We start from the raw sequence: 18,955 nt of genomic DNA, 5'->3' as shown, positions 1-18,955 counted from the left end.
GGAAGGGGGCGCCTTTTCGTTTGAGGACGCCGCAGCCGCGTCACGCGGCTGATGGTGCGGGCAGCCTAGGAACGCTGCAGCGTGTCCGGACACAGCGCTAGCTACGCCGCCGCCTTTTGCCGCGCGGCCAACGCTTGACCAAAGGCCTCGAACAGCTTGCGGTTGATCGGGTTGTGCTGCGGATCGTACTCCGCATGCCATTGCACGCCGAGCGCAAAGGCCGGGGCTTCAGCGATGCGGATCGCCTCGATGGTGCCATCCTCGGCGACGCCCTCGATCAGAACGCGCTTGCCGGGTTCGAGAATGCCCTGGCCGTGCAGCGAATTCACCCGGATCTTCTCACAGCCGAGGATTTTCGCAAACGCCCCGCCCGGCGTCAGGTCGACGTCATGGCGGTCGGCGAACACCACCGTCGGATCGGGATGGATCTCGCCGTTCTCGAGCCGGGGCATGCGATGGTTCATACGGCCCGGGATCTCGCGGATCTCGGGATGCAGCGAGCCGCCGAAGGCGACGTTCATCTCCTGGAGACCGCGGCAGATGCCGAACAGCGGGATGCCGCGGGAGACGCAGGCAACTGAGAGCGCCAGCGCCACCTCGTCGCGGTGGATGTCGTAGGGCTCGTGCTTCTCGCAAGGATCGACGTTGAAACGGGTCGGGTGCACGTTCGCGCGGGCGCCGGTGAGAATGATGCCGTCCACGGTATCGAGCAGCGCCGCGATATCCGTGATGTCGGGCGAACCCGCGAACATCACCGGCAAGCCGCCGGAGACCTCAGCCACGGCGCGCAGGTTTCGCTCGCCGACCATCTGGACCTGAAATCGATTTTCGACGCGATGGGAATTCCCGATCACGCCGACGACCGGCTTTCTCATCTGTCGTTCCGCGCCTCCAGGTAAGAAGATTCTGTCAACATGCCCCTCCGATGGAACAAATTCAACAGAAGGGATCGCGGGACGGCAATGCTATTTTCGCGCAAATACCCGGACTGGAGCGCCGTGGCAGGCCGGGCGGCGGCGAGTCCGATCGCTCGAAGGGGACTTACAGCCCCGCGTTGGCGACCAGCGCGCCGATCCGGCGCGTGTCCCGCTTGATCCGCGCCAGGATTTCGCGAAAGAGTGCGCTGGCGCCGCCCCCCTCGAAAAGGATCCAATGTGACGATTCCCAGAGATGAACGCCTCCGGACCCGCAGCGACCTGGCTCGGGATCAGGCCTGGGCGATTTCGGTCGGAGGCATCGGGGTCGTGCTGTTCACCGCACTGCTCGCCTTCACCTGGTATTTTGCGGCCACCCTGCTGCTGATCTTCACCGGCATGCTGCTCGGCCTCGGTCTCAACGCGCTGGTCCATGCGCTCGGCCGCCGGGTTCACCTGCCTCATACGGTCCGACTTGCGATCGTCTGCGTCGCGCTCGCCCTGCTTCTCGCGGGCATCGCCTATCTGGGCGGCGCCACCATTGCCGAACAGGCCTCGCTGCTGAGCAAGACCATCAAGTCGCAGATCGTGAATGTCAGGTCCTTCCTGGAAACCCACGGCATCGACACCAGCTTCTTCGATCTCGGCAACGCTGCGTCGGACGCCTCGGCCGCGACCTCGCCGGACGCGACGCCCGCGCCAGCGGCGCCATCGCGCGGGCCCTTGCCCGGTGCCGGCGCGCTCGCCTCCAGCGGCGGGGCGATCGTCAGCCAGACCTTCAAGCTGCTGCTCGGCACCATTCACGGCGTGGGCAACATCTTCATCGTACTGTTCCTGGGCCTTGCCTTCGCCGCCCAGCCGGGCGTCTATCATGACGGCCTGCTGTTCCTGGCACCGGCAAGGCACCGCACGCGTGTGGCCCTCGTCATCGACCGTATCAGCGAAACGCTGGAGCGCTGGCTGATCGCCCAGATCGTCGTCATGATCGCGGTCGGTGTCGTGACCTGGATCGGGCTTGCGATCATCGGCATCCCCGGCGCGTTCATCTTAGGGATCCAGGCGGGCCTGCTCGCGTTCATCCCCACTGTCGGAGCCATCATCGCCGGCGTCATCGTGGTGCTGGCGAGCCTCGCCTCGGGCTGGATTCCCGCCCTGTCGGCCTTTCTCCTCTTCATGGGCGTGCACGCCATGGAGAGCTACGTGCTGACGCCGATCCTGCAGCGGCAGGCGCTCGACATCCCGCCGGCCACGCTGTTCGCGTTCCAGATCCTGCTCGGCGTCGTGTTCGGCATCTGGGGCCTCGCGCTGGCGCTGCCGCTGGTCGCCATCGCCAAGGTCATGATCGACCATTTCAAGACGTATGAGGCGCCGCCGCTCGCCGAGGCGGCGTAGAGCATGATCCGGAAAAGTGCGCAGCGGTTTTCCTTCGCGACAAACGCGGAACGCGTTTGCGCGGAGATCATGCTCCAGAAATAGAGCCGCTCAGGTCGTCAGCACGGTCTCGGTGTGCTCGACCTCGGGGGGCGAGGCAAAATACTGGCCGACGAGGCCGCGCCATTCGGTGAAATTCTCCGAGCCGCGGAAGTCGACGGTGTGGTTCTCCAGCGTCGCCCACTTCACCATCAGCCGATAGCGCTGCGGCTTCTCGATGGATTTGTGCAGCTCGAAGCCGTGAAACCCCTTGGAGCCGCCGAAGGCGGCCTTGGCCTTGGCGACGGCCGCCTCGAAATCCTTCTCGCTACCCGGCTTGACGTCGATTTGCGCGATCTCGGTGATCATCGGTTTCCACCCTTTCGTTCGATCGGCGTGTCTACCGCAGACGGCGACAAAGAAAAAGGCGCCGAAAACGGCGCCTCGGTCCCTGGAATATGCAGGTCTCTTGAATGCAGGCCTGTCAGGCGAGCAGCAGAACGGTGCCCGCAACGATGAACACGCAACCGACGAACATCGCGAACGGCCAATAGCTGCGGTGCTGGCCATAGCGCCCCTGCGCGCGACGCTCGGCGATCAGCGCCGTCTCGTATTCGTCGGCGGTCGAGAAGAGACAGGCGAAGCCGCCGCGTGCGGACGCCGCGGCTGCTTCGAGCGACATCAGGGTGATTTGCGGATTCTGTCGACGGATCGATTCCATGACCGCAATGGTAGGAATCGAACGGTAAACAGAGGATTACCGCAACGCCCCTGCGAGTCAGGCCGTGGCTGGACGCGCCTGCGGCGCGCCGATCCGTGCCGCGCTCTGGCGGCGCCAGTTCTCCAGCGACAGTGGCAGCTCCTCGGCCGCCTCGACGCGGTTGCGGCCGCCGCGCTTGGCCTGGTAGAGCGCGGTGTCGGCCGAGGCCAGCAGCACTTCGAGCTCGGTGCCGGCCGGACCGCCGGCGACGCCGATGCTGACCGTGGTGTCGACCGGGCCCTCGTCGACCACGACGCCGGAGGTCTCGAACGCTTCGCGCACGCGCTCGGCGACCAGCACGCCCTCCTCCAGCGAACACGGCAGGAGCGCGGCGAACTCCTCGCCGCCGATGCGTCCCGAGAGATCGGAGATGCGCAAGTTGCTGACGACGACGGTGGAGAACAGCTTCAGCATCTCGTCGCCGGCGGGATGGCCGAAGCGGTCGTTGATCGACTTGAAGTGGTCGATGTCGAAGATCATCACGGTCACGGGCCGCCCGGCCTTGGCCTCGCGCTCGATCACGCGTGCGCAGGCTTCCGAGAAGCCGCGGCGATTGAGCATGCCGGTCAAAGGATCGGTGGACGCCGCGGTCCGGTGCGCGGTGACGGTGCGCTCCGACACCAGCATGAAGATCACGAACACGGTGCCGACGGCGTAGAGCACGAGCTCGACCGCGAACACGGTCACCCAGATGCTCGATGAAAAGCCAGCATCGTGCGGACGCAGGAAGCTGCCGATCAGGATCGGCAGCATCAACACGCAGCCGTGCATCACCGGCACCACGAAGGCGGGCCAGCGCCGTTGCAGGCTCTTGCGCCGCTCGACCCAGAGCTCGCTCGCGGTCAGCGCCGCATAGATCGAGACGATACCGGCACCGAGGAGCATGCGCAGCATGGACGCGGCGGGATCGAGCAGCGTCGCAGCAGTGACCCAGGCGAGCGCACCAAGCACGAGACCGGGCCAGTTCGGCTTGCGGCCGTGGAAGACGCGCGCCGCATTCCAAACCATGCCGCAGGCGACGAAACCGACGGCGTTCAGCGCAAGGTAAATATGGGGGCCCAGCCTGTCGCCCGCCGCGGTCCACAGCGCGACCGAGGCGGCACCGAGCAGATAGGCGGTGCCCCACCATTTCAGCGCTGGGCTGTTCTCCTGCTTGCCGAAAAACACCATCATGGCGCCGAGCAGTGCGGCGACCATGGTGGCGACCAAATAGAGCGTGATGCTATCGAGCGACATCATGTCGGCCCCCTCTAGAACATAGCAGTTACGCGATCGGCACATCCGATTTGCGCGCCCTTCCGAATGCGACGCTATGTCTGGCGGGTTCCATTCAGGTTTTCGCCGGTGCCCAAGTTTTCGGGAAACACGCCTTCAATTTGCATACAAACGAACAGCAAAAAGGGCGCTGAAATCAGCGCCCTTTTGCATCTCATTGAAGCCGCTTTCGCGGCGAATGCGACAAAAACGATTAACGCTTCGAGAACTGGAAGGACCGGCGGGCCTTGGCCTTGCCGTACTTCTTGCGCTCGACCACGCGCGAGTCGCGGGTGAGGAAACCGCCCTTCTTGAGCACGCCGCGCAGCTCCGGCTCGAAATAGGTGAGCGCCTTGGAGATGCCGTGACGGACCGCGCCGGCCTGGCCGGACAGGCCGCCGCCGGCGACGGTGCAGATCACGTCGTACTGGCCCGAACGCTGCGCCACCGAGAACGGCTGCTCGATCATCATGCGCAGCACGGGACGGGCGAAATAGACTTCGACCTCGCGCGAGTTGACGGTGACCTTGCCGGCGCCCGGCTTGATCCAGACGCGGGCGACCGCGTCCTTACGCTTGCCGGTGGCATAGGCGCGGTTGAACTTGTCGACCTTCTTCTCGTGCTTGGGCGCCTCGGGCGCTGCCGCCGTCTTGAGCTGCGAGAGCTGGTCGAGCGACTGGATGGATTCGGCCATGTTATGCGGCCCTCGTGTTCTTGCGGTTCAACTTGGCGATGTCGATCTTCTCGGGCTGCTGCGCCTCGTGCGGATGATCGGCCCCGCCGTAGACACGCAGGTTGCCCATCTGCACGCGGCCGAGCGGACCACGCGGAATCATGCGCTCGACGGCCTTCTCGAGCACGCGCTCGGGATGCTTGCCCTCGAGGATCTGGCGCGCGGTGCGCTCCTTGACGTGGCCGACATAGCCGGTGTGCTTGTAATAGGTCTTCTGCTCGCGCTTGCGACCGGTGAGGACCGCATGCTGCGCGTTGATGATGATGACGTTGTCGCCGCAATCGACGTGCGGGGTGTAGGTCGGGAGGTGCTTGCCGCGCAGGCGCATGGCGACGATGGTGGCGAGACGGCCGACGACCAGACCCTTGGCGTCGATCAGCACCCACTTCTTCGTCACCTCAGCCGGCTTTGCCGAAAAGGTTTTCATGTCAGAGTTTCCGTGGACGGGGAGCATCGGCGCGAACACCGCACCGGACTGCGCGGGTTCTAGAGAAGAGACGCGCCACGGTCAATGCCCAGCGACGGAAATTACATTCGTGAAATCAGACACTTACAAATATGGTGCCATATTACCTGCAAAAACATCAAACATTTGGAATGGAATAGGTGGAGGTGACATGGGCAATCGGGTCGGGCGAGGTCCCCGACAGCAGGTTCACTTCCCCGACCGCGAGGCGCTTGCCGAGCTTGAGCAACCGCGCCTCCGCCAGCACGTCCTGCCCGGGCTGGCCCTTGCGCAGGAAATTGATGTTGAGGTTGGTGGTGACCGCGAGCCCGATCGGCCCGATCGCCGACAAAAGCACCACGTACATCGCGAAATCGGCGAGCGCCATCAGCGTCGGGCCCGACACGGTTCCACCCGGCCGCAGCATCCGTTCGCTGTAGCGCTGGCGCAGGAGGCAGGTCTGGCCGTCCGCGCTCTCGATCGTGATGTCGTCACCGCTGAAGGCCTGGGGAAATTCATCACGGAGGAACAGCTCAAGCTCCGCCACGCTCATCCTCGCTACCGCCATACCGTTCCCCACCCTCGCTTCGCTTGCTCTGTTACATTAAGTTATCTGCGTCATCCAATTGCAATCACTTAGCGGAAATCGCGTCAATGTCCGTCCAGGCCGCCCGCACCCCCTCCCCGCAACCACAGATCCTGCTGCGCGAGACGATCGGCAGCATCGCGGTCCTGACGCTCAACCGCCCGGCCGCGCGCAACAGCCTGTCGGAGGCGATGATCGCGAGCCTGCATGCCGAGCTCAATGAGATCCGCGACGACAAGGCCGTCCGCGGCGTGGTGATCGCGGCCCACGGCCCCGCCTTCTCCGCCGGCCACGACATGAAGGAACTCACCGCACGCCGCACCGATCCGGATCGCGGCCGCGCCTTCTTCGCCGAGATGATGAACGCCTGTAGTGCGATGATGCAGGCGATCGTGCAGCTGCCAAAGCCGGTGGTCGCCGCCGTCCAGGGCATCGCGACCGCGGCCGGCTGCCAGCTCGTGGCGAGCTGTGATCTCGCGATCGCCTCCGAGGCAGCGAGCTTTGCGACGCCCGGCGTCGACATCGGCCTGTTCTGCTCGACGCCCATGGTGGCGCTGTCGCGCAACGTGCCGCGCAAGCAGGCGATGGAGATGCTGCTGACGGGCGAGCCTATTCCGGCCGCGCGTGCCCGCGAGATCGGGCTCGTCAATCGCGTCGTCCCCGCCGGCACCGAGCGCGAGGCCGCGATTGCGCTGGCGCAGAAGGTCGCGTTGAAATCCGCCTACACGATCAAGCTCGGCAAGGAAGCGTTCTACCGCCAGGCCGAGATGAGCCTTGCAGACGCCTATCGCTATGCGGCAGAGGTGATGACCGAGAACATGATGGCGCGCGACGCCGAGGAAGGCATCGGCGCCTTCATCGAGAAGCGCACGCCGACATGGCGGGATGAGTGAAATCGTCATTGCGAGCGAAGCGAAGCAATCAGGAAATCCCTCCTCTGCGACAGACTGGATTGCTTCGTCGCTTCGCTCCTCGCAATGACAGGGAAAAAGACGAGCCATGAACCACGACGCCTATCCCGACAATTACATCCGCGGCATCCTCAACAGCGTGAAATCGATCGCGATGGTCGGCGCCTCGCCGGTCAACGTGCGGCCGAGCTATTTCGCGTTCAAATATCTGGCGCAGCGCGGCTACGACATGATCCCGATCAACCCCGGCCATGTCGGCAAGGAGTTGCTCGGAAAGCCGTTCGTCGCCTCGCTCTCCGACCTCGGCCGTCCCGTCGACATGATCGACATCTTTCGCAATTCCAGCCACATCATGCCTGTCGTCGAAGAGGCGCTCACGCTCGATCCGCTGCCGAAGGTGATCTGGATGCAACTCGGCGCACGCGACGATGCCGCGGCGGCAAAAGCGGAGTCGGTCGGCATCAAGGTGGTCATGAACCGCTGCCCGAAGATCGAGTATGGCCGGCTGTCGTCCGAAATCTCCTGGATGGGCGTGAATTCGCGCACGCTCAGTTCGAAGCGGGCGCCGGCACCGACGCATGGCATGCGGCTATCCCTCAATCGGATGAGTGTCGGCGGCGGCGAAACCGCTGCATCGGATCGCGCCGCAAAAAACAAGAGCGAACAGGGCTGACGCACTTGCGAAGGATTTCTTTCGCGAACGCGACAATGCGCAGCACGATCATTCCGATGTGAAGCCGCGCCTTGACGGCGAGCGCGTCGCCGATCAGCATGCCGCGCGATTTCAGACCACGAGAAACAGGACGCCCAAATGAGCGATCGCCTTCCGGGATTTTCGACTCTTGCCGTGCATGCCGGTGCACAGCCCGACCCCACCACCGGTGCGCGCGCAACGCCGATCTATCAGACGACGTCCTTCGTCTTCAACGACGCCGACCATGCCGCCTCGCTGTTCGGCCTGCAGGCGTTCGGCAACATCTATACCCGCATCGGCAACCCGACCAATGCCGTGCTCGAAGAGCGCGTCGCCGCGCTTGAGGGCGGCACGGCCGCGCTTGCAGTGGCCTCGGGCCATGCTGCGCAGGTCGTGGTGTTGCAGCAATTGATGCAGCCCGGCGACGAGTTCATCGCCGCGCGAAAGCTCTATGGCGGCTCGATCAACCAGTTCACGCACGCCTTCAAGAGTTTCGGCTGGAATGTGGTATGGGCCGATCCCGACGACATCGCGAGCTTCGAGCGCGCGGTGACGCCGCGCACGAAAGCCATCTTCATCGAGTCCATCGCCAACCCCGCCGGCAGCATCACCGACATCGAGGCGATCTCGACGGTCGCGCGCAAAGCGGGTGTGCCGCTGATCGTCGACAACACGCTGGCTTCGCCCTATTTGATCCGCCCGATCGACCACGGCGCCGACATCGTCGTGCACTCGCTGACGAAATTCCTGGGCGGCCACGGCAACTCGCTCGGTGGCATCATTGTCGACGCCGGCACCTTCGACTGGTCCACGGGCGGCAAATACCCCATGCTCTCGGAGCCGCGCCCGGAATATCACGGCATCCGCCTCCAGGAGACCTTTGGCAATTTCGCCTTCGCGATCGCCTGCCGCGTGCTCGGCCTGCGCGATCTCGGACCGGCATTGTCGCCGTTCAATGCCTTCATGATCCTCACGGGAATCGAGACGCTGCCGCTGCGCATGCAGAAGCACTGCGACAACGCCAAGGCGGTTGCCGAATTCCTCGCCGGCCATCCGGCGGTGGCCTCGGTCAGCTATGCCGGCCTTCCGAGCGACAAGTACAACCAGCTCGCCCGCAAATATGCGCCGAAGGGCGCTGGCGCGGTGTTCACCTTCAGCTTGAAGGGCGGCTATGACGCCGGTGTCAGCCTGGTGTCGAAACTGCAGCTGTTCTCGCACCTGGCCAATGTCGGCGACACCCGCTCGCTCGTGATCCATCCGGCCTCGACCACGCACAGCCAGCTCGACGACGCCGCCAAGATCAAGTCCGGTGCCGGCCCCGACGTGGTGCGGCTCTCGGTCGGCATCGAGGACAAGGAAGACCTGATCGCGGATCTGGAACAGGCGCTGGGGGCGTAGTCGCTGTCGTTCCGGGGCGCACAAAGCGCGAACCTCAGGTGCGCAATTGCGCACCGGGGAACCTCGACGTTGCATCACAAGCTCGAGATTCTCAGGTGCGCAATTGCGCACCATAGTTCGGTGCTTCGCGCCGCCCCGGAATGGCGGTCGCTTTGGCGACCGTCAGTTAACAGTCATTAACCACATCTGCCGCATACATCGTCCTTGGATCGCCCTTTTGATTCGGAGCCGACGATGCTGCACTGGATGGTGCCTGCCCTTGCGGCGATGCTGACGGTTTCAGGCGCGCTGGCCGCCGATCTGCCGGCGACACCGAAGCGGCGTGCCGCCGTGCCGCCACAGGATCCGCCGCAGGTCTATGTCGAAACCGATCCGGATGCGCTGATCTCGCCGGCCTATGGCATCGGCAGCTACATCCGCAACCTGCCGGGCACGCCGCTGCTGCCGGGCTCACACGCGCTGCCGGGCTATTACGGCCGCCCCTGGAGCTACGATTATCAGGGCGCGTATTACGGCGGGAAGCAGGTCGATTATTTCTGGCGCCTGCCCTACGCGTGCGGCGTTTACGGCTATTGCTGATCCCTGATCAGCCGGGCTGCTGGTGATCAGCCGGGCTGACTGACCGGAACCGCGCGCGGCTGTGCCTGCGCTGATTGCCGCGGCGCCAGCCGTTCGACCTGCATCACCGCAAGCGTCAACACCACGATCGCGACCGCCTGGTGGGCGAGCGCGAGATCGATCGGCACCTGATTGAGCAGCGTGAGGATGCCGAGCACAGCCTGCAGGCTCACGGCCGCAAACAGCCACAGCGCGCCGCTCGCCGCCGACCCTGCGCGCGAGCGCACCGCGTCGATCGCGTGCAGCGCCGCCAGCGCGACCAGCAGATAGGCGGTCATGCGGTGCTCGAACTGCACGGTCAGCACATTGTCGAACATGTTGCGCCACCACGGCGTCTCGAACCACAACCGCTCCGCCGACGGGATGAACGCGCCGTCGATCTGCGGCCAGGTGTTGTAGACGCGCCCGGCGCGCAGGCCCGCGACCAGCGCGCCGAAATAGATCTGCACGAAGGTCACGACGAGAAGCAGCGCGCTCGTGAGCCGCAGCCGCGCCGGCGCCGATATCTGCGGCCGCTCTTTGAGCCGCCGCACCGTCCAGACGATCCCGGCGAAGATCAGAAGCGCGAGCACCAGATGTGTCGCCAGCCGATATTGCGAGACCTCGACCCGCCCGGTCAGGCCCGAGGCGACCATCCACCAGCCGACCGCACCCTGCAGACCGCCGAGCGCGAACAGCAGCCACAGCCGCCGCTTCAACTCGCCCGACAGGCCGCCGCGCCAGAGGAAGAACAGGAACGGCAAGAGATAAGCGATACCGATGAACCGCCCGAGCAGCCGGTGGCTCCACTCCCACCAGAAGATCTCCTTGAACTCGGACAGGCTCATGCCGGCGTTGAGCTCGCGATATTGCGGGATCTTCTTGTAGGCCTCGAATGCTTCGGTCCATTGCGCCTCCGAGAGCGGGGGAACACTGCCCGTGACCGGCTTCCATTCGACGATCGAGAGGCCGGATTCCGTCAGCCGCGTCGCACCACCAACCAGCACCATCAGTGCGATCAGCGCGGCCACGGCGATCAGCCACCAGCGCACGGCGCGATGCGGCTCGGACGGGGTGGAAATCGTCGTCATTCGGGACAAAAACCAAGCTTGAACCGGACTGCGTGCCCCTTATAGTCCCCCGCTCCCTCAGTGCAAGTTACGCGAAAGCAGCAAGCTCCCGCCATGACGATCCGCACCCGCAAGTTCCTCGGCGCCATCCTGCTCCTGGTGCTGGCCACCGTATGGGCCCTGCTCGGCATGGCGGCCGCGCAGATGCCGTGGATCGCCGAGTCCGGCTGGCGGCAGGCGATCTACTATGTCGTGGTCGGCATGGGCTGGGTGCTGCCCGCGATGCCGATCGTGAGCTGGATGCAGCGGCCCGACCGCGTCAAGTCCACGCGTTAAGTCTGGCCCATCACGCTGCCCGTCGGTTTCACCGGCGCAAAGGCGACGCCCGACGCCAGCACGCGCATCATCCGCAGCGAACGCACCTGTCCGTCCCAGGAAATCCGCGGCAGCGCGCGCAGATTGGTGCGCCCCTCCGCGTCCACGATGCCCGGGATCGTCGACACCGCGCTGGCAAATCCGGCCTCCTCCGCCATCATGACGTGGCTGCGTCGAAACGAAGAGCGATCGCCGAACGGGAAAGCGAAATGCCTGATCTCGCGGCCAAAAGCCGCTTCCGCGACGGCCTTGCCCATCGTCATCTCGCGCAGCGCGGCGGCATCCTTCATGTTGGCGAGAACGGGATAGTTGACTGTCGCGCTGCCGATCGTCACGAGCGGATCGGCGGCCAGTTGCGCCAGGTCTTCCCAATCCATCGACGCCTCGCGCGAGACCGCTGCGAGATCGATCCTGTAGCGCGTGCAGAGATCGGCAATCGCGGCCGACAGCTCCGCGGGCGGCAACGAGCGCAGCCAGCTCTCCAGATACGAAAACAGCGCCTGCTTCTCGGCATTGTCGGTGACCGTGAAACGCTGCTCCCTGTCGCCCATCATCAGACTGATCCGGCTCTCGCGCGCGATCACCTGTTCGAGACCGAGCCACCAGGCTTCGCCGACGCCGTCGGGAAAGGCGGTGGGCACATAGATCGTGAAAGGTACGGCATGGCGCGTTAGCACCGGATAGGCGAAGTTGATGAGGTCCTTGGGCGCACCATCGAAGGTCAGCGCCACGAAACGACGCTTCTCCGGCAGCGTCACGGCGCGCCGGCAGACCTCGTCCATGCCGAGGAAATCGTACCTCCACCGCTTCAGCGCGCGAATCGCGCGGTCAAGAAATTGCGGCGTGATCTCGTTCGCGCGCAGCGGCTGAAATCCGCGCCGCCGCGGCCGCACATGCGCAAAGCGCAGGATGACGCCGGCACCGCGACTGTGCAGCATGGCCCGGCCAGTGAACCAGGCCAGTTCGAGGCGCAACCGTTCCAGCCATCTGTCGTCGGATGCCAAATTCCCACCCTTCGCGCTCGCCGGCGCCCGTTCCCCTCTCCCATCGTCATTACCCTTTGTTGACCTTTGTTTGCAAAGGTCGGCCACAGGCCGAAATACGTATTTTAGATTTCTCGACAGGTTTCGCGAATGACCATGGCTGCGGCGATGCAAAGCCGGACGGCAGAAGCGCCAGCGCGGTCGAAAGCGAGCCGTATCGCGCAGGTCGATATCGTCACCGATCTCGCCGAGGCCGAGGCGATCTGGCGTGCCTTCGAAGCGAACGGCCATCTCTTCACGCCCTACCAACGCTTCGACCTGCTCAGCCCGTGGCAACGCCTTGTGGGCGCCCATGAAGGCGCCCGGCCGTTCATCGTGATCGCCCGCGACGCCGAGCGCCACCCGCTGCTGCTGCTGCCGCTCTCGCAACGCCAAAGCCACGGCGTGCGCACGGCCTGCTTCATGGGCGGCAAGCATACGACCTTCAACATGGGCCTGTGGAACGCCGAGTTCGCGGCACAGGCCGCCCTCGCCGATCTCGACGCACTGCTTGCGCCGCTGCGCGAGCATGTCGACGTGCTCGTGCTGACGCAGCAGCCGCAGCGCTGGCACGACCAGCAGAACCCGTTTGCGCTGCTGCCGCGACAGAGCGCGATCAACGGCTGCCCGCGGCTGGTGATGGAGCCTGGCGGCCCGCCGGCATCGCGGATCAGCAATTCGCTCCGTCGCCGCCTCAAGAGCAAGGAAAAGAAGCTTCAGTCGCTCGCCGGCTATCGTTATCGCCTGGCCACGTCGGACGCAGACATCACCCGCCTGCTCGACTGGTTCTTCCGCGTCAAGCCGGTGCGGATGGCGGAACAGAAGCTCCCGAACGTCTTCGCCGAGCCCGGCGTCGAACAGTTCGTCCGCAGCGCCTGCCTTGCGCCGCGCGATGGAGGCCGCATCATCGACATCCATGCGCTGGAATGCGACGAGGAGGTGATCGCGATCTTCGCCGGCGTCGCCGACGGCGAGCGCTTCTCGATGATGTTCAACACCTACACGATGTCCGAGCACGCCCGCTACAGCCCGGGCCTGATCCTGATGCGCTACATCTTCGATCGCTGTGCCGAACACGGCTACCGCTCGCTCGACCTCGGCATCGGCTCGGACGACTACAAGCGAATGTTCTGCAAGGACGAAGAGGACATTTTCGACAGCTTCGTGCCCCTGACCTCCCGCGGCAAGCTCGCGGCGATGGCGATGTCCTCGCTCAGCCACGGCAAGCGGCTGGTGAAGCAAAACCAGATGCTGTTCGATATGGCCCGACGGCTGCGGCAGGCGTTCGGGTAAGCACCGAACTGCGTAGTATCGTAGGGTGGGCAAAGCGAAGCGTGCCCACCATGTCCGCCGCAAGCGTTGATAGGTGGTGGGCACGGCGCAAGTGCGCCTTTGCCCACCCTACGATTCCGAGCTCGTGGAGAGAGCCCCCTCACCCGTCTCGCGCCAGGAGAGAGGGCCTACGCCGCCACGACGCGCGGCGCTTCCATCGCATCCGACGGCTGCACCGGCTTGCTCAGCATCGTCACCTCGCTGAAGCCGACCTCCCTCAGCTGCTCGCACATCAGCGTGCGGGCATCAGCTGCCATCGACGCATCCGGCACCACGACGGCGCGGGCATGCGCCGTCAGCAGTTCGGCCGGAAGATCGGAGGCGCCGCCGGCATCGATCAGCACGTGGTCGTAGGCGCGCAGCAGCGCGTCGATCGCGAGCGCCACGCGCGGCGATTGCAGCAGGCTGCGGTCGAAGCCGGGACGGCCGGCCATGACCAGATGCAGCCGCGAGAGCTTGTCGCGGGTGATGATCTGGGCGAACGAGGCTTCGCCCTGCATCAGCTCGGCGAGGCCCGGCACCGAAGCATCGACGGACACCGCGGCAATGATCGGCGAGGACGCGGCGAGATCGACGACGACGACGCGGGCATCGCGCGCCAGGTGCCGGGCGAGCGTCAACGTCGACAGCGTGATGGCTTCGCCGGGCGCAGTGCCGAGCACCGTGACCTTCTTCGCCGCCGCGCCCGCGGCACGCAGGCGGTCGGCGAGATGCTCGATCTCGGCGAACTCGGTCACAGCGGCATCGACCGTGATCTCCGGCTGAAGCGGTGCCGGCTCTTCCGTGACGGGTTCGACGACCGGCTCCACCACCAAGTCTTGCCGAGCCACCGCCGGCTCCCGCCGAATCGCCGCCGGGGTGAACACGGCTGCCGCGCGTGGCGCAGTCTGACGCAACAGCTCACCGGTGACGACGACGCCGGACGAAAGCAGCAGCGTCGTGATGGTCGCGATCAGCACGATCGGCAGCTTCTTCGGATAGGCCGGCGTGTTCGAGACGATGGCGCGCGAGATGATGCGGCCGTCCGTCGGCGCGGTATCGATGGTTTCGCGGGTATTGGCTTCGCGGTACTTGGCCAGATAGGTCTCGAGCAGGTCGCGCTGCGCCTTGGCTTCGCGCTCCAGGGCGCGGAGCTGGACATCCTGGCCGTTGGTCGAGGCCGCCTGCTTCTTGAGCTGCTCGAGGCTCACGGTCAGGCCATCGACCCGGCCGCTGGCGATCCGGGCGTCGTTTTCGAGCGAGCGCGAGATCTTGGCCGCTTCGTCGCGGATCTGATTGTCGAGGTCGCCAAGCTGCGCCTTCAGCTCCTTGATCCGCGGGTGATTGCCGAGCAGCGTGGATGACTGTTCGGCGAGCTGCGCGCGCAGGGTCACCCTCTGCTCCGACAGCCGGCGCATCAATTCGGAGTTCACGACCTCGGATGCCTCGATCGGCTTGCCGGTCTGGAGCATCTCCTTGATCAGCCGGGCCTTGGATTCCGCATCCGCCTTCATCGAGCGCGCATTGTTGAGCTGGGTGTTCACCTCGCCCATCTGCTGGTTCGACAGCGTGGTGTTGTTGGTCCCGACGAACAGGCTCGACTTGGAACGGAAGTCCTCGACCCTCGCCTCGGCGTCCGAGACTTTCTTGCGCAGGCTCTCGATCTCGCCGGCCAGCCACTGGCTGGCGTTCTTGGCCTGCTCCTGGCGCACGCTCTGCTGGAGCACGAGATAGCCGTCGGCGATCGAATTGGCGACGCGGGCGGCAAGCTCGGAATCGGCGGACTGGAATTCGATCACGATCACGCGCGACTTGTCGACCGCGTAGGCCTGGAGGCGTTCGTAATAGGCATCGAGCACGCGCTCTTCCGGCGTCATCGAGAACGGATCGCGGGCGATACCGATGAGCGCGGCAAGCGACTTCAGAGGCGAGACGCCTTGCAGCACCGGATCGAATTCGGGGCGTTCCGCAAGCTTGTTCTTCCTGATGATCTCCCGCGCGAGATCGCGCGACAACACCAGCTGCACCTGGCTGGTGACGGCCTCGGCGTCGAGCGCCTGTCGCTCCTCGGTGCGGTCGCTGTTCGGGCGCAGGAACACGTTCTCGCGGCCGTCGATCAGGATGCGGGCTTCAGACTTGTAGCGCGGCGTGACGAGATTGACGACAGCAAGGGACGCAACGAGCGCCAGCACCGTCGGCACGATGATCCAGCTGCGCTTGCGCGCCAATGCCGCTCCAAGCGCGCGCAGGTCGATGTCGCCGGATTCGACTTGTGCCTGCTTCGCGACGACAGGCGCAGGGCCCGCTTCAACCTCGGCTTCGATCTTGGGCTCGATCTTGGCCTCGACCTTGGGCGCAGGCTTGGGTCTGGATTTCGAGACTGCCCGCTCGATCACCGCCTTGGCCTTGCTGTCACGCCAGAACGCTAAACGCATCGAACACTCCCGCAGGGCAACGCTGCGACTCTACCTCAACCGGGGCGATTACACTCCATTAAGGTTGCCGCTGGGTTAATCGCGACGGACGGCGGCCGGCCACGCGCGCTCGTCACCGTTTGTTAACCACGAGGACCCTTAATCCCTCACGATTATTTCGTGAGAATTGTTCGGCAGTCGCCGGCGAGCTGGTTTCTAACATGTCCCCTTCTCCCGACCGGCCACTTCGCATCCTGCACGCCGTGCGTGCTCCGGTCGGGGGCATCTTCCGCCACATCCTCGACGTCGCCAACGGCCAGGTCGACCGTGGCCATCATGTCGGCATTCTCGCCGACAGCCTCACCGGCGGGGAGCGCGCCGACAAGGCGCTTGCCGAGCTCGCGCCTCGGCTGAAGCTCGGCGTGCACCGGCTCGCGATCCGCCGCGAGCCGTCGCCCGACGATGTCCTGGTATGGCTTCGCATGAGGCGCCTGATCGCCACGCTCAAGCCCGACGTGATGCACGGCCATGGCGCCAAGGCCGGCGCCTTCATCCGCATGCGGCGGCGCTCCGACGACACCATCCGCATCTACACCCCGCATGGCGGTTCGCTGCATTATCCCCTCAACACCCTCAAGGGCGAGTTCTACGCACGGCTCGAGCGCGCGCTGATGGATTCGACCGACCTGTTCCTGTTCGAGAGCGCATTTGCCCGCGACACCTATCAACGCATCGTCGGCACGCCCAAGGGCGTGGTGCGCTGCGTCTTCAATGGTGTCACCCCCGAGGAGTTCGAGCCGGTCGTAACGGCCGACGATGCCACCGACCTCGCTTATGTCGGCGAGTTCAGGCACATCAAGGGCGCGGATCTGCTGGTCGATGCCGTGGCGCAGCTGCATGCGGGCGGCAGGAAGGTCACGCTGACGCTCGGCGGCGACGGCGAGGAAACGGCGACGCTGAAAGCGCAGGTCGAGAGGCTCGGCCTCTCCGGCGCCATCCGCTTCATCGGCCACGTCAAGCCGCGCTACGGCTTCTCCAAGGGGCGGCTGCTGGTCGTCCCCTCGCGCGGCGATTCCATGCCTTACGTTGTGATCGAGGCGGGTGCCGCCGGTATTCCGATGATCGCGTCCCGCATCGGCGGCATTCCCGAGATCTTCGGCGCCGACAGCCCCGCTTTGTTTGCACCGAGCAATCCCGAGGCCATGGCGGAGGCGATCGCCGCGGCGCTGGACGATCCGCAAACGACCGCGCAGCGCGCGGCCACCTTGCGGGAACGCATCTCCGCACATTTCTCGCAAGCCGCGATGGTCGATGGCGTGCTCGCCGGCTATAGCGACGCATTTACCAATCACTAACCATTCTTAAGACCCGCTTTAGAGAATCTTCCGATTTGTTCGATAGTCCAAGGTCCAGGGGATGCTCGCCCGGGCGCTCAACGCCGTGCCGCGGGCTTTGGAATGGACGTGGACGCCCGTGGAACCGCTCAACGCACGCTCGATGCTCGATGCCGCGACCAGTGCCGCGGCAAAACCTGCTGACCAGCCCTTCGTGGAGCGCCGTCGCCGGCTCTCAACTGCCGCGCTCGACGTGGTCAACCAGAAGGTCGCCCGCGCCTATTCGCCGGTCGTGATCGCCGGTTTCGTCCGTCTGGCCGATTTCATGCTGCTGAGCCTCGTCGGCATTGCGCTCTATGTCGGCTATGTCATGCCGCTCTCCGGCGCCTTCAGCTGGATTTATCCTGCCGAGGTCGTCGCCGTCGCGGTCGCCGCCGTGGTCTGCTTCCAGGCCGCCGACATCTACCAGGTGCAGCTGTTCCGTGGTCAGCTCCGGCAGATGACCCGGATGATCTCGTCCTGGTCGTTCGTCTTCCTGCTGTTCATCGGCATCTCCTTCTTCGCCAAGTACGGCAGCGAAATCTCGCGGCTCTGGCTTGCCGCCTTCTACTTCCTCGGACTCGCCACGCTGATTGCCGAGCGTCTGGTGCTGCGCGCGCTGGTGCGTGGCTGGGCGCGCCAGGGCCGGCTCGACCGCCGGACCATCATCGTCGGCTCCGACAGCAACGGCGAGCAGCTGGTCGAGGCGTTGAAGGCGCAGGAAGACTCCGACATCCACGTGCTCGGCGTGTTCGACGACCGCAACGACAGCCGAGCGCTCGACACCTGCGCCGGCGCACGCAAGCTCGGCAAGGTCGACGACATCGTCGAGTTCGCCCGCCGCACCCGCGTCGACCTCGTGCTGTTCGCGCTGCCGATCTCGGCGGAAACGCGCATCCTGGAGATGCTGAAGAAGCTCTGGGTGCTGCCGGTCGACATTCGCCTGTCCGCGCACACCAACAAGCTGCGCTTCCGTCCCCGCTCCTATTCCTATCTCGGCGAGGTGCCGACGCTGGACGTGTTCGAGGCGCCGATCACCGACTGGGATCTGGTGATGAAGTGGCTGTTCGACCGCCTCGTCGGCAGCCTCGCGCTGCTCGCAGCGCTGCCGGTAATGGGACTGGTGGCGCTGGCGGTGAAACTCGACAGCCCCGGCCCGGTGCTGTTCCGCCAAAAGCGTTTCGGCTTCAACAACGAGCGCATCGACGTCTACAAATTCCGCTCGATGTACCACCATCAGGCCGACCCGACCGCATCGAAGGTCGTGACCAAGAACGATCCGCGCGTCACCCGCGTCGGCCGCTTCATCCGCAAGACCAGCCTCGACGAGCTGCCGCAGCTCTTCAACGTGGTGTTCGCCGGCAATCTCTCGCTGGTCGGCCCGCGTCCGCATGCGGTGCAGGGCAAGCTCCAGAGCCGTCTGTTCGACGAAGCCGTCGACGGCTATTTCGCCCGCCACCGCGTCAAGCCGGGCATTACCGGCTGGGCCCAGATCAACGGCTGGCGCGGCGAGATCGACAATGAAGAGAAGATCCAGAAGCGCGTCGAGTTCGACCTGTACTACATCGAGAACTGGTCGGTGCTGTTCGACCTCTACATCCTCCTGAAGACGCCGATCTCGCTGCTGACCAAGAACGAGAACGCGTATTGAGTTTGCTACCCCCGAAGACACGCTGTCATCGCCCGGC

At 65.1% G+C, this 18,955-nt stretch carries 19 protein-coding genes; 9 read left to right on the top strand and 10 right to left on the bottom strand.

Annotated elements, in window-relative coordinates:
* Positions 1 to 101: 101 nt before the first annotated feature.
* A complete protein-coding gene (locus AC1RQP_RS00395; RefSeq protein WP_319337094.1) occupies positions 102 to 875 on the bottom strand; it encodes a gamma-glutamyl-gamma-aminobutyrate hydrolase family protein in 774 nt (257 codons plus the stop codon).
* 279 nt (positions 876 to 1,154) lie between these two features.
* On the opposite strand from AC1RQP_RS00395, the gene AC1RQP_RS00390 reads away from it, so the two are divergent.
* Positions 1,155 to 2,306, top strand: coding sequence for an AI-2E family transporter (locus tag AC1RQP_RS00390; RefSeq protein WP_492935545.1), 1,152 nt, complete (start codon positions 1,155 to 1,157; stop codon positions 2,304 to 2,306).
* A gap of 90 nt (positions 2,307 to 2,396) precedes the next feature.
* Here the strand turns inward: AC1RQP_RS00390 and AC1RQP_RS00385 are convergent, their stop codons facing one another.
* From AC1RQP_RS00385 to AC1RQP_RS00360, 6 genes are all read right to left on the bottom strand, one after another.
* Positions 2,397 to 2,693 (bottom strand): antibiotic biosynthesis monooxygenase family protein, encoded by a 297-nt coding sequence (locus AC1RQP_RS00385; RefSeq protein WP_028155908.1) that lies wholly within the window; start codon positions 2,691 to 2,693, stop codon positions 2,397 to 2,399.
* Between the two features lie 115 nt (positions 2,694 to 2,808).
* Entirely contained in the window at positions 2,809 to 3,045 is a 237-nt protein-coding gene (locus tag AC1RQP_RS00380; RefSeq protein WP_131868128.1) for a hypothetical protein, read from the bottom strand.
* Between the two features lie 57 nt (positions 3,046 to 3,102).
* Entirely contained in the window at positions 3,103 to 4,323 is a 1,221-nt protein-coding gene (locus AC1RQP_RS00375; protein WP_194393673.1) for a GGDEF domain-containing protein, read from the bottom strand.
* Between the two features lie 229 nt (positions 4,324 to 4,552).
* Positions 4,553 to 5,032 carry a 30S ribosomal protein S9 gene (gene rpsI / locus AC1RQP_RS00370; protein WP_028178828.1) on the bottom strand — a complete coding sequence of 160 codons (480 nt, stop codon included), beginning with the start codon at positions 5,030 to 5,032 and terminating at the stop codon, positions 4,553 to 4,555.
* A 1-nt stretch (position 5,033) separates the two neighbouring features.
* Positions 5,034 to 5,498, bottom strand: a complete 465-nt coding sequence (gene rplM / locus AC1RQP_RS00365; protein ID WP_011087726.1) for a 50S ribosomal protein L13 — start codon at positions 5,496 to 5,498, stop codon at positions 5,034 to 5,036.
* Between the two features lie 157 nt (positions 5,499 to 5,655).
* Positions 5,656 to 6,084, bottom strand: a complete 429-nt coding sequence (locus AC1RQP_RS00360; RefSeq protein ID WP_061877809.1) for a PaaI family thioesterase — start codon at positions 6,082 to 6,084, stop codon at positions 5,656 to 5,658.
* Positions 6,085 to 6,170: 86 nt separating this feature from the next.
* Between AC1RQP_RS00360 and AC1RQP_RS00355 the strand changes: the two genes are divergently transcribed.
* The 4 genes from AC1RQP_RS00355 to AC1RQP_RS00340 all read left to right on the top strand — a co-directional run bounded on the left by AC1RQP_RS00355 (position 6,171) and on the right by AC1RQP_RS00340 (position 9,684).
* Positions 6,171 to 6,995 (top strand): enoyl-CoA hydratase, encoded by an 825-nt coding sequence (locus tag AC1RQP_RS00355; protein WP_492935544.1) that lies wholly within the window; start codon positions 6,171 to 6,173, stop codon positions 6,993 to 6,995.
* 106 nt (positions 6,996 to 7,101) lie between these two features.
* Complete coding sequence (locus tag AC1RQP_RS00350) at positions 7,102 to 7,686, top strand: CoA-binding protein (RefSeq protein ID WP_492935543.1); 585 nt, start codon at positions 7,102 to 7,104, stop codon at positions 7,684 to 7,686.
* A gap of 138 nt (positions 7,687 to 7,824) precedes the next feature.
* Positions 7,825 to 9,105 carry an O-acetylhomoserine aminocarboxypropyltransferase gene (locus AC1RQP_RS00345; protein ID WP_492935542.1) on the top strand — a complete coding sequence of 427 codons (1,281 nt, stop codon included), beginning with the start codon at positions 7,825 to 7,827 and terminating at the stop codon, positions 9,103 to 9,105.
* A 234-nt stretch (positions 9,106 to 9,339) separates the two neighbouring features.
* A complete protein-coding gene (locus tag AC1RQP_RS00340) occupies positions 9,340 to 9,684 on the top strand; it encodes a hypothetical protein (protein WP_492935541.1) in 345 nt (114 codons plus the stop codon).
* A gap of 26 nt (positions 9,685 to 9,710) precedes the next feature.
* On the opposite strand, the gene AC1RQP_RS00335 is transcribed toward AC1RQP_RS00340, so the two are convergent.
* On the bottom strand, positions 9,711 to 10,793 hold the full coding sequence (locus AC1RQP_RS00335; RefSeq protein WP_492935540.1) for a COX15/CtaA family protein: 1,083 nt from the start codon (positions 10,791 to 10,793) through the stop codon (positions 9,711 to 9,713).
* A gap of 93 nt (positions 10,794 to 10,886) precedes the next feature.
* Here AC1RQP_RS00335 and AC1RQP_RS00330 point away from each other — a divergent pair, with 93 nt between their 5' ends.
* A complete protein-coding gene (locus AC1RQP_RS00330) occupies positions 10,887 to 11,108 on the top strand; it encodes a DUF2842 domain-containing protein (protein WP_028178822.1) in 222 nt (73 codons plus the stop codon).
* Here AC1RQP_RS00330 and AC1RQP_RS00325 read toward each other — a convergent pair.
* The gene (locus AC1RQP_RS00325; RefSeq protein ID WP_492935539.1) at positions 11,105 to 12,151 is read right to left on the bottom strand and encodes a polysaccharide deacetylase family protein; all 1,047 of its coding nucleotides are present in this window, start codon (positions 12,149 to 12,151) and stop codon (positions 11,105 to 11,107) included. The genes AC1RQP_RS00330 and AC1RQP_RS00325 overlap by 4 nt on opposite strands.
* A 129-nt stretch (positions 12,152 to 12,280) precedes the next feature.
* On the opposite strand from AC1RQP_RS00325, the gene AC1RQP_RS00320 reads away from it, so the two are divergent.
* Positions 12,281 to 13,462 carry a GNAT family N-acetyltransferase gene (locus AC1RQP_RS00320; protein WP_492935538.1) on the top strand — a complete coding sequence of 394 codons (1,182 nt, stop codon included), beginning with the start codon at positions 12,281 to 12,283 and terminating at the stop codon, positions 13,460 to 13,462.
* Positions 13,463 to 13,629: 167 nt separating this feature from the next.
* Here the strand turns inward: AC1RQP_RS00320 and AC1RQP_RS00315 are convergent, their stop codons facing one another.
* Positions 13,630 to 15,915 carry a GumC family protein gene (locus AC1RQP_RS00315; RefSeq protein WP_492935537.1) on the bottom strand — a complete coding sequence of 762 codons (2,286 nt, stop codon included), beginning with the start codon at positions 15,913 to 15,915 and terminating at the stop codon, positions 13,630 to 13,632.
* Between the two features lie 200 nt (positions 15,916 to 16,115).
* On the opposite strand from AC1RQP_RS00315, the gene AC1RQP_RS00310 reads away from it, so the two are divergent.
* Both AC1RQP_RS00310 and AC1RQP_RS00305 read left to right on the top strand, forming a co-directional pair.
* On the top strand, positions 16,116 to 17,249 hold the full coding sequence (locus AC1RQP_RS00310; RefSeq protein ID WP_492935536.1) for a glycosyltransferase family 4 protein: 1,134 nt from the start codon (positions 16,116 to 16,118) through the stop codon (positions 17,247 to 17,249).
* Between the two features lie 118 nt (positions 17,250 to 17,367).
* Positions 17,368 to 18,918 (top strand): undecaprenyl-phosphate glucose phosphotransferase, encoded by a 1,551-nt coding sequence (locus tag AC1RQP_RS00305; RefSeq protein WP_492935535.1) that lies wholly within the window; start codon positions 17,368 to 17,370, stop codon positions 18,916 to 18,918.
* Positions 18,919 to 18,955 lie beyond the last annotated feature (37 nt).

This window comes from Bradyrhizobium sp. GW821-FHT13H06, assembly GCF_058803975.1.
The sequence above is the reverse complement of the archived record's forward strand: the minus strand, read 5'-3'. Positions and strand labels throughout refer to the sequence as shown.